This window comes from Streptomyces sp. NPDC004667, assembly GCF_040609475.1.
GTDB lineage: Bacteria > Actinomycetota > Actinomycetes > Streptomycetales > Streptomycetaceae > Streptomyces.
The window spans coordinates 18,954-35,014 of record NZ_JBEXKC010000078.1 but is presented as its reverse complement, the minus strand read 5'-3'; the positions used below and the strand labels follow the sequence as shown (position 1 = coordinate 35,014).

At 70.6% G+C, this 16,061-nt stretch carries 12 protein-coding genes and 1 tRNA gene; 11 read left to right on the top strand and 2 right to left on the bottom strand.

Features of this window, described 5'->3' with window-relative positions; genetic code table 11:
* Positions 1–311: 311 nt before the first annotated feature.
* Positions 312–1,178: a DUF4184 family protein gene (locus tag ABZW32_RS31545; protein ID WP_356222499.1), complete on the top strand. Its 867-nt coding sequence runs from the start codon at positions 312–314 to the stop codon at positions 1,176–1,178.
* 42 nt (positions 1,179–1,220) lie between these two features.
* Here the strand turns inward: ABZW32_RS31545 and polA are convergent, their stop codons facing one another.
* Positions 1,221–3,941, bottom strand: coding sequence for a DNA polymerase I (gene polA, locus ABZW32_RS31540; RefSeq protein ID WP_356222496.1), 2,721 nt, complete (start codon positions 3,939–3,941; stop codon positions 1,221–1,223).
* 490 nt (positions 3,942–4,431) lie between these two features.
* On the opposite strand from polA, the gene ABZW32_RS31535 reads away from it, so the two are divergent.
* From ABZW32_RS31535 to ABZW32_RS31500, 8 genes are all read left to right on the top strand, one after another.
* Positions 4,432–6,702 carry an FdhF/YdeP family oxidoreductase gene (locus ABZW32_RS31535; RefSeq protein ID WP_356222502.1) on the top strand — a complete coding sequence of 757 codons (2,271 nt, stop codon included), beginning with the start codon at positions 4,432–4,434 and terminating at the stop codon, positions 6,700–6,702.
* 53 nt (positions 6,703–6,755) lie between these two features.
* The gene (locus ABZW32_RS31530; RefSeq protein ID WP_356222493.1) at positions 6,756–7,214 is read left to right on the top strand and encodes a hotdog fold thioesterase; all 459 of its coding nucleotides are present in this window, start codon (positions 6,756–6,758) and stop codon (positions 7,212–7,214) included.
* Between the two features lie 499 nt (positions 7,215–7,713).
* Positions 7,714–8,037 (top strand): hypothetical protein, encoded by a 324-nt coding sequence (locus tag ABZW32_RS31525; RefSeq protein ID WP_356222490.1) that lies wholly within the window; start codon positions 7,714–7,716, stop codon positions 8,035–8,037.
* A gap of 300 nt (positions 8,038–8,337) precedes the next feature.
* Positions 8,338–9,567 (top strand): branched-chain amino acid ABC transporter substrate-binding protein, encoded by a 1,230-nt coding sequence (locus ABZW32_RS31520; protein ID WP_356222487.1) that lies wholly within the window; start codon positions 8,338–8,340, stop codon positions 9,565–9,567.
* A gap of 118 nt (positions 9,568–9,685) precedes the next feature.
* On the top strand, positions 9,686–10,615 hold the full coding sequence (locus ABZW32_RS31515) for a branched-chain amino acid ABC transporter permease (protein ID WP_030237322.1): 930 nt from the start codon (positions 9,686–9,688) through the stop codon (positions 10,613–10,615).
* Positions 10,612–12,438: a branched-chain amino acid ABC transporter permease gene (locus ABZW32_RS31510; RefSeq protein WP_356222484.1), complete on the top strand. Its 1,827-nt coding sequence runs from the start codon at positions 10,612–10,614 to the stop codon at positions 12,436–12,438. The genes ABZW32_RS31515 and ABZW32_RS31510 overlap by 4 nt, the downstream gene beginning before the upstream one ends.
* A 3-nt stretch (positions 12,439–12,441) precedes the next feature.
* On the top strand, positions 12,442–13,572 hold the full coding sequence (locus ABZW32_RS31505) for an ABC transporter ATP-binding protein (RefSeq protein ID WP_356222481.1): 1,131 nt from the start codon (positions 12,442–12,444) through the stop codon (positions 13,570–13,572).
* Positions 13,569–14,285 carry an ABC transporter ATP-binding protein gene (locus tag ABZW32_RS31500; RefSeq protein WP_356222479.1) on the top strand — a complete coding sequence of 239 codons (717 nt, stop codon included), beginning with the start codon at positions 13,569–13,571 and terminating at the stop codon, positions 14,283–14,285. The genes ABZW32_RS31505 and ABZW32_RS31500 overlap by 4 nt, the downstream gene beginning before the upstream one ends.
* A 77-nt stretch (positions 14,286–14,362) precedes the next feature.
* On the opposite strand, the gene ABZW32_RS31495 is transcribed toward ABZW32_RS31500, so the two are convergent.
* On the bottom strand, positions 14,363–15,019 hold the full coding sequence (locus ABZW32_RS31495; protein WP_356222476.1) for a response regulator: 657 nt from the start codon (positions 15,017–15,019) through the stop codon (positions 14,363–14,365).
* A gap of 97 nt (positions 15,020–15,116) precedes the next feature.
* Here ABZW32_RS31495 and ABZW32_RS31490 point away from each other — a divergent pair.
* Positions 15,117–15,191: transfer RNA gene (locus ABZW32_RS31490), tRNA-Leu, on the top strand.
* Between the two features lie 110 nt (positions 15,192–15,301).
* The gene (locus tag ABZW32_RS31485) at positions 15,302–16,036 is read left to right on the top strand and encodes a helix-turn-helix domain-containing protein (protein ID WP_356222474.1); all 735 of its coding nucleotides are present in this window, start codon (positions 15,302–15,304) and stop codon (positions 16,034–16,036) included.
* Positions 16,037–16,061: the final 25 nt, after the last annotated feature.

Sequence of the window (16,061 nt, the reverse complement as noted above, 5' to 3'; positions counted from 1 at the left end):
CCGGGACGGGCTGCGCGCCGGCCGCCTCCGCGGCTGCGGCCGGCCGGTCCGCGAGCCCGGCGGCCGGGCCCTGCGAGGCCGTCATCGCGGCGGCGACCAGTGCCGAGACCAGAGCGGCGGCCGCGCCCCTGCGCAGGCCGCGTCCGACTATTCGTGCCGACATGAGCGGGACCCCTCCCCTAGACGTCCGCGTGACCCTACGTCACCTCCCTTCACACGGCACGCAATGCGGCCCGGAATTTCACCGGATCCCCACGTCCCTGCGCAGGTCACGCATACTGTCCCGACGCACAGGACCCTGGAGAAGCGTCATGCCGTTCACTCTCAGCCATGCGGCCGCAGTACTTCCGGCCATCCGACGGACCGGACGGGCCCGGGGGCCGCTCGTCGCCTCCGCCCTGGTGCTGGGGTCCTTCGCGCCGGACACCTTCTTCTTCGCGGACGCCGTCGTCCAGGGCCTCATGGGCTACGGCACCTTCGCTCATTCCCTGCCGGGCGTACTCACCGTGGACGCCGCCCTGACGGCCCTCCTCGCCGGGTACTGGCTCCTGCTGCGCGAGCCGCTGATCGCTCTGCTGCCGCGGGCCTGGCGGGGCAGGGCGTACGCGTTCGTACGCGGCGCGTCCTGGCGGGAGCGCCGGCCGGCCGCGCTGGCCCTGTGGTTCTACCTGTCGGCGGTGACCGGCTCGCTCACCCACGTGGTGTGGGACAGCTTCACGCACCCGGACCGCTGGGGGACGAACGCGCTGCCCAGGCTGGGCGAACCCTTCGCCTTCGGCCTGCCCCTCTACTCCTTCGTCCAGTACGGCACTTCGGCGATCGCCGCCGGCGTCCTGCTCCGGTTCACCGCGACCGCGCTGCGCCGGCTGCCGGCCGCGCCCGCGCCTGCGGCGGTGCCGGTGCTCGGCCGCGCGGTGACGCTGTGGGCGTCCGCGCTGGTGGCCGTGTGCGTGGCGGCGGGGGTCACGCTGCGGGTGCTGCGCTTCTTCACGTTCTTCGACCGGATCCGCAGCCCGCTCGACATCATCCCGACCGTCTGCTTCGGCGCGGGCGGCGGCCTCGCCGTCGGACTGCTGCTCTACGGGATCCTCGTCCGCCTCCTGCAACGCCGCGACCGCGGCCGGGAGGACGGCGACCGCACCGGCCCGGACGCGCGGACGCCCGTCCCCACCGCCTAGACGGACCAGGCGGGGACGGGCGCCGACGCGGCCACGACGGGGTCAGTGCGCGGCGGACTCCCAGTCCGCGCCGACGCCCACGGACACGTCGAGCGGGGCCCGCAGTTCGACGGCGGCGGCCATCTCGCGGCGCACCAGCTCCTCGACCCGCTCGCGCTCGCCGGGGGCGATCTCCAGCACGATTTCGTCGTGGACCTGGAGCAGCATCCGCGAGGTCAGCCCGGCCTCGGCGAGGGCCTTGTCCACGCGCAGCATGGCGACCTTGACGATGTCGGCGGCGGTGCCCTGGATGGGGGCGTTGAGCGCCATCCGCTCGGCGGCCTCGCGGCGCTGGCGGTTGTCGCTGTTGAGGTCGGGCAGGTAGCGGCGGCGCCCGAACACGGTCGCCGTGTACCCGGTCGCCCGGGCCTCGTCCACCACGCGCTGGAGGTAGTCGCGCACTCCGCCGAACCGCTCGAAGAAGGTGTCCATCAGACCGCGCGCCTCGGCGGGCTCGATGTTCAGCTGCTGGGCGAGACCGAAGGCGGACAGCCCGTACGCCAGACCGTAGGACATGGCCTTGATCTTGCGGCGCATCTCGGCGTCGACGGCGGAGCGCTCCACCCCGAACACCTGGGAGGCGACGGTGGTGTGCAGGTCCTCGCCGGACAGGAACGCCTCGATGAGGCCCTCGTCCTCGGAGAGGTGGGCCATGACGCGCAGCTCGATCTGGCTGTAGTCGGCCGTCATCAGGGACTCGTAGCCCTCGCCGACGACGAAGCCGCGGCGGATGGCGCGGCCCTCGTCGGTGCGCACCGGCACGTTCTGCAGGTTGGGGTCGGTGGAGGAGAGCCGGCCGGTCGCGGCGACGGTCTGGCTGAAGCTGGTGTGCACCCGGCCGTCGGCGGCGATCGCCTTGACCAGGCCCTCCACGGTGACGCGCAGCTTGGCCTGCTCCCGGTGCCGGAGCATGATCACCGGGAGTTCGTGGTCGGTCTGGGTGGCCAGCCAGGCGAGCGCGTCCGCGTCCGTGGTGTAGCCGGTCTTCGTCTTCTTCGTCTTCGGCAGGTCCAGCTCGCCGAAGAACACCTCCTGGAGCTGCTTGGGCGAGCCGAGGTTGAACTCGTGACCCACCGTCGCGTGCGCCTCCTTCACCGCCTGCTGCACGGCCGCGGCGAACTGCTGCTCCATGCCCTCCAGGTGGTCGCGGTCGGCGGCGATGCCCGCCCGCTCCAGCCGGGCCAGCAGCTCCGAGGTGGGCAGCTCCATCTCGTGGAGCAGCTCGACGGCGCCGACCTCGGGCAGCTTCGCGGTGAAGGCGTCACCGAGGTCGAGGACGGCGCGGGCCTGCGCCATCAGGGCGTCGGCCTCGGCGGTCTCGTCGGCGCCGAAGGCCAGCTGGCCGTCGGCGGCCGGGGGCTGGAGCTCGCGGCCCAGGTACTCGACGGACAGCACGTCCAGCGCGAAGGACCGCCGGCCCGGCTTGACCAGGTACGCGGCGAGCGCGGTGTCCATGGTGACGCCGGCCAGGGTCCAGCCGTGCTCCGGGAAGACCCGCATCAGGCCCTTGGCGTTGTGCACGACCTTGGCGCGGTCCGCGTCGGCGGCCCAGGCGGCGAAGGCCTTCTCGTCGGCCTCGTCCAGGGCGGACGGGTCGAACCAGGCCGCCGCCCCGCCGGCCGCGGCCAGCGCGATCTCGGAGACGTTGCCCTGGCCCAGGCCCCAGCTGTCGACGGTGGAGACGCCGAGGGGGCCCTCCGCGTGGGCCGCGAGCCACGGCGCGAGCTCGCCGGCGCCCAGCACGGACGCGTCCAGCTCGACGCCGGCCGCCGGAGCGGGGGCCTCCTCCTCGGCCGCGCCCGGGTCCACGGCCAGCAGCCGCTCGCGCAGCGAGGCGTTGCGGATCTCCAGCACGTCCAGCACCCCGGTGACCGCGGACCGGTCGTAGGGGGCGCGCTCCAGGTCGACGGGGGTCTGGGGCAGCTCCACGTCCTTGACCATCTCGGTCAGGACCCGGTTGAGCTTCACGGCCTCCAGGTGGTCCCGGAAGTTCTGCCCGGCCTTGCCCTTGACCTCGTCGGCGCGCTCCACCAGCTCCGCGAACGACCCGAACTGGGTGATCCACTTCGCGGCGGTCTTCTCGCCGACGCCCGGGATGCCGGGCAGGTTGTCGGACGGGTCGCCGCGCAGCGCCGCGAAGTCCGGGTACTGCTGCGGGGTGAGGCCGTACTTCTCCTCGACCTTCTCCGGGGTGAAGCGGGTCAGTTCGGAGACGCCCTTGGTCGGGTAGAGCACGGTGGTGCGCTCGGACACCAGCTGGAAGGAGTCCCGGTCGCCGGTGACGATCAGCACGTCGAAGCCCGCGGCCTCGGCCTGGGTCGCGAGCGTGGCGATCACGTCGTCGGCCTCGAAGCCGTCGACCGCGAACCGCGGCACCTTCATCGCGTCGAGCAGCTCGCCGATCAGCTCGACCTGCCCCTTGAACTCGTCGGGGGTCTTGGAACGGTTCGCCTTGTACTCGGGGAACTCCGTCGAGCGCCACGTCTTGCGGGACACGTCGAACGCCACCGCGAAGTGCGTGGGCGCCTCGTCGCGCAGCGTGTTCGCCAGCATCGACGCGAAGCCGTAGATGGCGTTGGTCGGCTGGCCCGTCGCGGTCGTGAAGTTCTCCGCGGGCAGCGCGAAGAACGCCCGGTACGCCAGGGAGTGCCCGTCCATGAGCATCAGGCGGGGGCGGTCCGCTGCGGTCGGCTGGTCGGTCTTCTTCGATGCTGAATCTGCCACGCCCCGATCCTATGGCTCCCCACCGACATTCCCGGCGCGGACGCCGTCCGCGGCCTCCGCCCCGGGGCACCGCCCCCGGGACCCACTCCGGCGGCCCACCCCGGCGGCCCAACCCGGGCCGGCGGGCGAGTGCCCAGGGGCGCCGGCCCGGGGACCCGGCACAGGACCCCGGCCCACAGGCCCTGTCCACAGGCCCGGCCCGGGCTCCGGCCCGACGGACCCGCCCGTGGCTCCTGCCCACAGGCCCGGTGCGGGACCCCGCCCCGACGGACCCGCGCGGCGCACCCCGGGAGTCCCGCGGCCGACCCGCGGGCGGCCGGGGCGTCACCCCCTCCTCCCCGGGCGTACCCGCCCCACCGGGCGCCCCCGGCGCACCCGTCCCGGCGGCGGGGAGCACCGGTCCGCCCTCCCCCTCCCCCCGCGGCCGTGCAAGGATCTGGCGATGCGGCAGCACGTGCTGCACCCGTACGTACGCTCGAAGGAGAGCGCGATGGCGACCAAGCCGCCCACAGGCGACCCCGTGCAGGACGCACCCCAGGTCACCCCGCCCCAGCACGCGGCCGCCGGCCTCCCGGCGATCGGCCACACCCTCAAGATCGCGCACGCGCAGATGGGCCTGGCCCGCACCGCCCGCACCCTCCTCAAGGTCAACCAGAAGGACGGCTTCGACTGCCCCGGCTGCGCCTGGCCCGAAGGTGACAAGCGGCACACCGCCGAGTTCTGCGAGAACGGCGCCAAGGCCGTGGCCGAGGAGGCCACGCTGCGCCGGGTCACCCCGGCGTTCTTCGCCGAGCACCCCCTCGCCGACCTCGCGACGCGCTCCGGGTACTGGCTGGGCCAGCAGGGCCGCATCACCGAACCGATGTACCTCCCCGAAGGCGGCGACCGCTACGAGCCGGTGAGCTGGGAGCGGGCCTTCGAGGTCATCGCCGAGGAACTGCGCGCCCTGTCCTCCCCCGACGAGGCCGTCTTCTACACCTCCGGCCGCACCAGCAACGAGGCGGCGTTCCTCTTCCAGCTCTTCGCCCGCGAGTTCGGCACCAACAACCTGCCGGACTGCTCGAACATGTGCCACGAGTCCTCCGGCTCCGCCCTGAACGAGACCATCGGCATCGGCAAGGGCAGCGTCTCCCTCGAAGACCTCCACCAGGCCGAACTGATCATCGTCGCCGGACAGAACCCGGGCACCAACCACCCGCGCATGCTCTCCGCCCTGGAGAAGGCCAAGACCGCCGGCGCGAAGATCATCTCGGTGAACCCGCTGCCCGAGGCCGGCACCGAACGGTTCAAGAACCCCCAGAACCCCCTCGGCATGCTCAAGGGCACCGCCCTGACCGACCTCTTCCTCCAGATCCGCATCGGCGGGGACCAGGCCCTCTTCCGGCTCCTCAACAGGCTCGTCATAGAGACCGAGGGCGCCACCGACGAGGCCTTCATCGCCGAGCACACCCACGGCTACGAGGAACTCGCCACCGCCGCCCGCAAGGCCGACTGGGACGAGACCCTCACCGCCACCGGCCTCACCCGCCCCGAGATCGAACGCGCCCTGGACATGATCCTGGCCTCCCGGCGCACCATCGTCTGCTGGGCCATGGGCCTCACCCAGCACAAGCACGCCGTCGCCACCATCCGCGAGGTCGTCAACCTCCTCCTGCTCCGCGGCGACATCGGCCGCCCCGGCGCCGGCGTCTGCCCCGTCCGCGGCCACTCCAACGTCCAGGGCGACCGCACCATGGGGATCTTCGAACGCCCCGCACCCGCCTTCCTCGACGCCCTCGACCGCGAATTCGCCATCACCTCGCCGCGCGCCCACGGCTTCGACGTCGTCCGCTCCATCCAGGCCCTGCGCGACGGCGAGGCCAAGGTCTTCTTCGCCATGGGCGGCAACTTCGTCGGCGCCACCCCCGACACCGACGTCACCGAGGCCGCCGTCCGCCGCGCCTCCCTCACCGTCCACGTCTCCACCAAGCTCAACCGCTCCCACGCGGTCACCGGCCGGCGCGCCCTGATCCTGCCCACCCTCGGCCGCACCGACAAGGACGTCCAGGCCACCGGCAAGCAGTTCGTCACCGTCGAGGACTCCATGGGCATGGTCCACGCCTCCCGGGGCAACCTCGCCCCCGCCTCCCCGCAGCTGCTCTCCGAGCCGGCCATCGTCGCCCGCATGGCCCGCGCCGTCCTCGGCGACGCCTCCGCCACCCCCTGGGAGGAGTTCGAACGCGACTACGCCGCCATCCGCGACCGCATCGCCCGCGTCATCCCCGGCTTCGAGGACTTCAACGCCCGCGTCGCCCACCCCGGCGGCTTCCGGCTGCCGCACGCCCCCCGCGACGAACGCCGCTTCCCCACCAAGACCGGCAAGGCCAACTTCACCGCCGCCCCCGTCGAGTACCCGCGCGTCCCCGCCGGCCGCCTGCTCCTGCAGACCCTGCGCAGCCACGACCAGTACAACACCACCATCTACGGCCTCGACGACCGCTACCGCGGCATCACCGGCGGCCGCCGCGTCGTCATGGTCCACCCCGACGACGCCGCCGAGCTGAACCTGCCCGACGGCTCCTACACCGACCTCGTCAGCGAGTGGAACGACGGCGTCGAACGCCGCGCCCCCGGCTTCCGCGTCGTGCACTACCCCACCGCCCGGGGCTGCGCCGCCGCCTACTACCCCGAGACCAACGTCCTGGTCCCCCTCGACTCCACCGCCGACACCAGCAACACACCCGCCAGCAAGTCCGTCGTCGTGCGCTTCGAACCGGCCTGATAGAACGGCACCGCACACATCGGTTAACGATCGTTGACGAACGGAGCAGACCCATGGGCGAGCAGCACGCCGTGAAGTTCCCGCAGGAAGTCCTCGACGAGTACGCGGCCCTGGGCATAGACCTGCCCGCACTGTTCTCGGCGGGCGCCCTCGGGATCCGGATGGACATCCGCATCCTGGAGGCCTCCGCCGAGCGGGTCGTCGCCACCATGCCCGTCGAGGGCAACACCCAGCCCTACGGACTCCTGCACGGCGGCGCCTCCGCCGTCCTGGCCGAGACCCTCGGCTCCGTCGGCGCGATGATGCACGGCGGCATCAAGAAGGTCGCCGTCGGCGTGGACCTGAACTGCACCCACCACCGCGGCGCCCGCTCCGGCCTGGTCACCGGCGTGGCCACCCCCGTCCACCGGGGCCGCTCCACCGCCACCTACGAGATCGTCATCTCCGACGAACAGGACCGCCGCGTCTGCACCGCCCGCCTCACCTGCCTGCTGCGCGACACGGACTCTTAACAACAGGTCCGATACGGGCAGTTGTGCCGCCACCGGCGCCGGTCTAGCGTTCCCGCATGGGATCGCGACCGGCGCCGCCGCGCGCCACGACCGCGCGAAAACGCACACCGACGGCCCTCCCGGCCGCCCCCTTCCCCGGCCGCGCCGAACGCCCCCGCGCGGGCGCCCCGGCCCGCGGGCCCCGGCGGTGAGCGGCGGCATCGGGCCCGTGGAGCCCGGGGAGGGCACCAGCGGCCGCGAGGGCCCGCGCCCGGGGCCCCGTACGCCCACGAGCCGGTGGCTCGACCGCACCCGGACGGCCGCGACGCGCCACCGGCGGGTCCTGGTGGCGCTGGGAGCCGCTGCCGTACTGGCCGCGGGCACCGCCCGCTGGTACGCGACCCGGCCCGTGCCACCCCCGCCCGTGGCGCCGCCTCCCCCCTCCCAGGCACTGTCCCTGACGTACGGGGAACCCCTGGATCCGGCCCCGGCCGGAACCGCGTTCGCGTTCACTGTGCGTGTGCGGACCTCGTCCGGGCCGGCCGTCACGGTGGAGCGGATCGGCCAGCCGTCGGGGGCGCTGAGCGTGATGATCCGGCCACGGCTGCCGGTCACGGTCGCGGCGGGAGAAGTCCGCGAGCTCGTCCTGACGATTCAGGCGAAAGACTGCGTGCATGTGGCACGGAATTCCGGCATGCCATTCCTGGAAGTGACCCTGAGTAATGGAGCCCAGAAAGAGGATCACAGTTACATCCCCGGTGACCGATATGCGCGAGATCTTTCCGTCGCGCTGACCAGGGCCTGTCCCGAAGGCCGAGATGACGGCGCACCTGCGCCGTCATGACCAAAACCCCCCAGGGTCCTGGCGTGACAGGACTAAAACCGCTCTATGGTCCTCACCCGTCTCACTATGCGGACGCGACGAACCGGCCTGAATTCCCCCGTTCCACCCGCACAGATCCGCTATGTATTACGCCGTGGCATAACAAGAGAGTCACATCATTGGCCTCAGCCCTCCATATCCCCCGAAGAGCCGCCTAGAGTCACCGCCAGTTACCGCGACCGCCGGATTCGATTCAGTTCGGTTCCCCGCGTTCGACTCGACGCGTCCCACGGGGGACGCGGCGCCAGGAAAGGACTGATCGTGCGTCATCGTCAGCTCATCGCCGTAACCGCCGCCCTCGCCGCGGGCGCCCTCACCCTCACCGCCTGCGGCTCCCGCGACAGCGGCAGCACCGCCGGCGACGGTGGCAACACCACGGTCGTCATCGGCGTCGACGCCCCCCTGACGGGCGACCTCTCCGCGCTGGGCCTCGGCATCAAGAACTCCGCCGACCTCGCCGCCAAGCAGGCCAACGAGAAGAAGTACGTCAAGGGCGTCACCTTCAAGATCCAGGCCCTCGACGACCAGGCGCAGGCCTCCTCCGGCCAGCAGAACGCCACCAAGCTCACCGCCGACAAGGACGTCCTCGGCGTCGTCGGCCCGCTGAACTCCTCGGTCTCCGAGTCCATGCAGAAGGTCTTCGACGACGCCAAGCTGGCCCAGATCTCCCCGGCCAACACCAGCCCGTCCCTGACCCAGGGCCCCAAGTGGGCCGAAGGCCAGAAGGTCCGCACCTACAAGAGCTACTTCCGCACCGCCACCACGGACGCCATCCAGGGCCCGTTCGCGGCGCAGTACCTCTTCAACAAGGCGGGCAAGAAGAAGGTCTTCATCATCGATGACAAGAAGACCTACGGCGCCGGCCTCGCCGGAACCTTCAAGGGCGAGTTCACCAAGCTCGGCGGCCAGGTCGCCGGCGAAGGCCACATCGACCCCGAGTCCAAGGACTTCTCGGCGATCGTGACCCAGGTCAAGAGCTCCGGCGCCGACGTCGTCTACTACGGCGGCGAGTACCCCGCGGCCGGCCCGCTCAGCAAGCAGATCAAGGCCTCCGGCGCCAACATCCCGCTCGTCGGCGGTGACGGCATCTACGACAAGAAGTTCGTCGAGCTCGCGGGCGACGCCGCCACCGGCGACTTCTCCACCTCCGTCGGCGCCCCGGTCGAAAGCCTGCCCTCCGCCAAGGAGTTCGTGGCCAACTACACCAAGGCCGGCTACAAGGACCCGTTCGCGGCCTACGGCGGCTACTCCTACGACTCCGCCTGGGCCGTCATCGAGGCCGTCAAGAAGGTCGTCGACGCCAACAACGGCAAGCTCCCCTCCGACGCCCGCGCCAAGGTCCTCGAAGCCGTCCAGGGCGTCTCCTTCGAAGGCGTGACCGGCAAGGTCTCCTTCGACGAGTTCGGCGACGCCACCAACAAGCAGCTCACCGTCTACAAGGTCGACGGCGGCGAGTGGAAGTCCGTCGAGTCCGGCACCTACGGCGGCTGACCTCCAACGGCTAGCACGCTAGCTCGCTAGCCCCTCACCCCTCATCTTTGCCGCGCGGGGCGCGCACCATTGCGCCCCGCGCGGTGTCACATCCGTCGAAAGACTCGGAGGACCTGCGGTGCACGAACTGCCGCAACAGCTGGTCAACGGCCTGCTACTGGGATCCATGTACGGGCTCGTCGCCATCGGCTACACGATGGTCTATGGCATCGTCCAGCTCATCAACTTCGCCCACGGCGAGATCTTCATGACCGGCGGGTTCGGAGCCCTCACGGTCTGGCTGATGCTCCCCGGCGGCACCACCATGTGGGTGGCCCTGCCCCTCATGCTCATAGGCGCCATCATCGTCGCCACCCTCATAGCCGTCGGCGCGGAACGCTTCGCCTACCGCCCCCTGCGCAGCGCACCCCGCCTCGCACCACTCATCACCGCCATCGGACTCTCCATCGTCCTCCAGCAGGCGGTATGGGCCTGGTACCCCGACGCGAAGTCCTCCGTCGTCTTCCCCGAAATCCCCGGCGGCCCCTTCCACATCGGCAGCATCACCATCCAGACCGGTGACGTCTTCCTCCTCCTCGCCGCCCCCGTCTCCATGGCCTTCCTCGGCTTCTTCGTCAAGAAGACCCGCACCGGCCGCGGCATGCAGGCAACCGCCCAGGACCCCGACACCGCGAAGCTCATGGGCATCAACACCGACCGCATCATCACGGTCGCCTTCGCCCTCGGCGCCACCTTCGCCGCCGTCGGAGCCGTCGCCTACGGCCTCAAGTACGGCGAAGTCAACTACCGCATGGGCTTCATCCTCGGCCTCAAGGCCTTCACCGCCGCCGTCCTCGGCGGCATCGGGAACATCTACGGCGCCATGATCGGCGGCATCGTCCTCGGCCTCGCCGAGACGCTCACCACCGCCTACATCGCCGACGTCCCCGGCATGAGCCAGCTCGGCGGCCAGTCCTGGGGCAACACCTGGGCGTTCGTACTCCTCATCCTCGTGCTCCTCTTCCGACCCCAGGGTCTGCTGGGCGAGCGCGTGGCCGACAGGGCGTGAGAACCATGACGACTACCACCACGGACACCACGCAGCAGACCGCGAAGACCGGCCGCAAGGGAATCGTCTTCCCCGAGAAGACCGCCCGCGCCCTCGCGGTCGGCGGCGGCCTCCTCACCGTCATCTCCTGCTTCCTCGCCTGGACCTGGACCTCCGCCTTCCCCGGTGACCTCACCGTCTACGGGTACCCCGGCGGCCTCCAGTGGCTCGTCCTCGTCGGCGGCGCCCTCACCACCCTCTTCGGCCTCTCCTCCTACGGCATCAAGGGCCTGAGCTGGCTCACTCCCGCCGGAGCCGACGCCGCGATCAAGCTCTCCGCCCTCGGCACCCTGCTCACCATGGCCTACACCGCCTGGGCGATCAGCAACACCCTCGGCGGCCTGGTCAACCTGGAGCCCGGCGCGTTCGTCGCGCTCGTCACCGCGCTCGCCGCCTACCTCGGCGCCCGCTCCCTCCCCTTCGAGCGCCCCGCCACCGACCCGGCGGACCCCGAAGACTCCTGGTGGGAGCAGACCAAGCACAACATCGGCAACAGCTGGGCCGTCACCAAGGCCGCCCACGCCGGCGGCACCGCCAAGCCGGCCCGCGCCCTCCCGGCCTACGCCGAAATCCTCATCATCACCGCCGTCCTCGCCGTCGGCCTCGGCGTCTTCACCTACGGCGTCACCACCCCCTACCAGGAACTCTTCATCGGCTTCCTGATCCTCGCCGGCTTCGGCTTCACCGCCCTCAACAAGGCCGGCCTGGTGGCCCGCTTCACCGCACTCACCACCAAGCACCGCAACGTCGCCCTCGTCGGCGCCTTCGTCGCGGCCGCCGCCTTCCCCCTCACCCAGACCGACGACCAGTACGCGACCCTCGGCGTCAACATCCTCATCTTCGCCACCGTCGCCCTCGGCCTGAACATCGTCGTCGGCCTCACCGGCCTCCTCGACCTCGGCTACGTCGCCTTCCTCGGTGTCGGCGCCTACACCGCGGCCCTGGTCTCCGGCTCCCCCAACTCCCCCTTCGGAGTGCACTTCCCCTTCTGGGCCGCCATCCTCCTCGGCGCCGTCGCCTCCATGGTCTTCGGCGTCCTCATCGGCGCCCCGACCCTGCGCCTGCGCGGCGACTACCTCGCCATCGTCACCCTGGGCTTCGGAGAGATCTTCCGCATCTCGATGAACAACCTCGACGGCGTCTCCGGCCCCGACCTCACCAACGGCCCCAACGGCATCGCCGGCATCCCCAACGTCGACCTCTTCGGCTTCGACTTCGGCGCCAGCCACAGCATCGCCGGATTCACCGTCGGCCGCTTCGCCAACTACTTCCTGCTGATGCTCCTGGTCACCCTCATCGTGATCATGGTCTTCCGCCGCAGCGCCGAATCCCGCATCGGCCGCGCCTGGGTCGCCATCCGCGAGGACGAGACCGCCGCCGAAGCCATGGGCATCAACGGCTTCCGCGTCAAGCTCATCGCCTTCGCCCTCGGCGCCACCCTCGCCGGCCTCGCCGGAGCCGTACAGGCCCACGTGAACTACACCGTCACCCCGGACCAGTACGTCTTCGCCAACGCCGTCCCCCCGAACTCCGCCTTCCTCCTCGCGGCAGTCGTCCTCGGCGGCATGGGCACCATCTCCGGCCCCCTCGTCGGCGGCGCCCTCCTCTTCATGATCCCCAACAAGCTCCAGTTCCTGGGCGAGTACCAGCTCCTCGTCTTCGGCATCGCACTCGTCATCCTGATGCGTCTGCGCCCCGAAGGCCTCATCCCCAACCGGCGCAACCAGCTCGAACTCCACAAGGACCTCGAAGCGCCCACAGTCCTCGGCAAGACAGGGGCCTGATCCATGACCACCACCACGACCGAGACGACCACCGAGACGGTCCTCGACGCCCGCGGCGTCACGATGCGCTTCGGCGGCCTCACCGCCGTCAAGAACGTCGACCTGACCGTCCGCAGCGGCGAGATCGTCGGCCTCATCGGCCCCAACGGCGCCGGCAAGACCACCTTCTTCAACTGCCTCACCGGCCTCTACATCCCCACCGAGGGCGAAGTCCGGTACAAGGGCACGGTCCTGCCCCCCAAGTCCTACAAGGTCACCGCCGCCGGCATCGCGCGCACCTTCCAGAACATCCGTCTCTTCAACAACATGACGGTCCTGGAAAACGTCCTCGTCGGACGCCACACCCGCACCAAGGAAGGCCTCTGGTCCGCCCTCCTGCGCCTGCCCAGCTTCGGCCGCGCCGAAGAAGCCAGCCGCCAGCGGGCCATGGAACTCCTGGAGTTCATCGGCCTCGACCACAAGGCCGACCACCTCGCCCGCAACCTCCCCTACGGCGAGCAGCGCAAGCTGGAGATCGCCCGCGCCCTCGCCAGCGACCCCGGCCTCATCCTCCTGGACGAGCCCACCGCCGGCATGAACCCGCAGGAGACCCGGGCCGCCGAAGAGCTCATCTTCGCCATCCGGGACAAGGGCATCGCCGTCCTCGTCATCGAGCACGACATGCGCTTCATCTTCAACCTCTGCGACCGCGTCGCCTGCCTCGTCCAGGGCCAGAAGCTCATCGAAGGCACCGCCACCGAGGTCCAGAGCGACGAGCGCGTCATCGCCGCCTACCTCGGCGAGCCCTTCGAAGGCGCCCCCGGCGCCGAGGAGGCCGCGGAGGTCGAGGCAGCGGAGGCCGTAGCCGCCGAGGCCGCCGCCACGGAGCCGGCGGCCACGGAGCCCGAGGCCGAGGCCACCGAGCCGGAGGCCGAGGCCGCTGAGCCGGAGGCCGTGGCCGACGCTGCGGAGCCGGAGGCCGCAGCCGAGGCCGCGGAGCCGGAGGCCGAGGCCGCGGAGGCCGACGCCACCGCCGCCGAGGCCACCGAGCCCGAGGCCGCGGAAGCGGACGCCACGGAGGCCGACACCCCGGCCCCCGCGACCGAAGCCGCGCAGCACGACCGCACCACCCGCACGGACGGAGAAGCCAAGTGACCGCCCTCCTCGAGGTCGAAGACCTCCGCGTCGCCTACGGCAAGATCGAGGCCGTCAAGGGCATCTCCTTCACCGTCCAGGAAGGCGAGATCGTCACCCTCATCGGGACGAACGGCGCCGGCAAGACGACCACCCTGCGCACCCTCTCCGGCCTGATCAAACCGCGCGGCGGCCAGATCAAGTTCGAGGGCAAGTCCCTCAAGAAGGTCCAGGCGCACGACATCGTCGCCCTCGGCCTCGCCCACTCCCCCGAGGGCCGGCACATCTTCCCGCGCATGACGATCGAGGACAACCTCCTCCTCGGCGCGTACCTGAAGAACGACAAGGTCGGCATCCAGCAGGACATCGACCGCGCCTACGAGCTCTTCCCCATCCTGGGCGAGCGCCGCAAGCAGGCCGCCGGCACCCTCTCGGGCGGCGAGCAGCAGATGCTCGCCATGGGCCGCGCGCTCATGTGCCGCCCGAAGCTGCTCATGCTCGACGAGCCCTCCATGGGCCTCTCGCCGCTCATGATGCAGAAGATCATGGCCACGATCGCCGAACTCAAGGCGGCCGGCACCACGATCCTGCTCGTCGAGCAGAACGCCCAGGCCGCGCTCTCGCTGGCCGACCAGGGCCACGTCATGGAGATCGGCAAGATCGTCCTGTCCGGCCCCGGCCGCGAACTCCTCGTCAACGAGGACGTCCGCAAGGCCTACCTCGGCGAGGACTAGTCCCCGCCACCCCCGCACACACGTGAGGCCCGTCTCCCCTCGGGGGGAGACGGGCCTCACGCGTACGCCGCGCCCCGTTACTCCTTGGCGGCGTTCTGCTTCTTCTCCTCGGCGTCCTCGATGACCGCCTCGGCGACCTGCTGCATGGACATGCGACGGTCCATGGAGGTCTTCTGGATCCACCGGAACGCGGCCGGCTCGGTCAGCCCGTACTGGGTCTGCAGGATGCTCTTCGCCCGGTCGACCAGCTTCCGGGTCTCCAGACGGGCGGAGAGGTCCGCGACCTCCTTCTCCAGCGCCTTCAGCTCCGCGAAGCGGGACACGGCCATCTCGATGGCCGGGACCACGTCGCTCTTGCTGAACGGCTTGACCAGGTACGCCATGGCCCCGGCGTCCCGGGCCCGCTCGACGAGGTCGCGCTGCGAGAACGCCGTCAGCATCAGGACGGGCGCGATGGACTCCTCCGCGATCTTCTCGGCCGCGGAGATCCCGTCGAGGACGGGCATCTTCACGTCGAGGATCACCAGGTCGGGGCGGTGCTCGCGCGCGAGCTCGACGGCCGTCTGCCCGTCCCCGGCCTCACCGACGACGGAGTACCCCTCCTCTTCGAGCATCTCTTTCAGATCGAGACGGATGAGCGCCTCGTCCTCGGCGATGACGACCCGGGTCGTCAGCGGCGGAACGTGCGACTGGTCGGCGTCGGGCGTGGGCGTCGACTCGTGCTCGGCGGTCACGGGGGCTCCTCTTTGCGGGGCATTACTGCTCCCCCGAGCCTACCGAGCTCCTGTAAGGTGGTGGCACGCAGGGTTCCCGCAATCCTTCGTTTCTTAGGCCCCAGTACTCCAACTGGTCAGAGAGGCCGCTCTCAAACAGCGGACAGTGTGGGTTCGAATCCCACCTGGGGCACCTTTCCTTAATTTCCAAGGTCACGCGACAATCGCGTGACCTTCACTCGTTTCGGCGAGGTACACGGGAATGCACTGCGTGAGCGATTTTTACGCAGCAGCGTCGGCCTCATGTACGACATGGACACCCGTCGACACGCTCTCGCCCTGCTTGCCGATGGACGCAGCCTGAACTCGGTCAGCAAGCAGACTGGGATATCCAGGGCCACTGTCCGCTCGTGGCTCCTCCGCGTCGAGCCTCTCCCCCGGCTCAACCAGGCGACGCCGTGCACGGGCCCGACAGACCTGGCCGCATATTCCTATCTTCTCGGCCTCTATCTCGGCGACGGCTGCATCAGCCCCCACCCGCGCGGCGGCCAGTACCTCCGCATCGCCTGCGCGGACGCCTGGCCCGGACTCATCGAACAGTGCAGGGCAGCGATCCTGGCGGTCCGCCCGTCCGACAAGGTCTACGTCCTGCAAAAGCAGGGCTGCGTGGCCGTCACCAGTTACGGGCGGCACTGGACCTGCATGTTCCCGCAGCACGGGCCGGGCAAGAAGCACGAGCGGCCGATCGTCCTGGAAGGCTGGCAGCAGGAGATCGTCGACGCCCACCCCTGGGCGTTCGTACGGGGCCTGATCCACTCCGACGGATGCCGGATCACGAACTGGACCGTCCGCAACGGCAAGCGGTACGAGTATCCCCGCTACTTCTTCACCAACCGGTCGGCGGACATCACCGGCCTGCTGACCCGCACCCTGGACCGGCTCGGGGTCGAGTGGAAGCAGGCGAACGCCGCCAACGTCTCCATCGCCCGCAAGGATTCCGTCGCCCTCATGGACACCCACGTCGGGCCTAAGTACTGACCCCGGGCTCGCCTAGAGTCGGAGT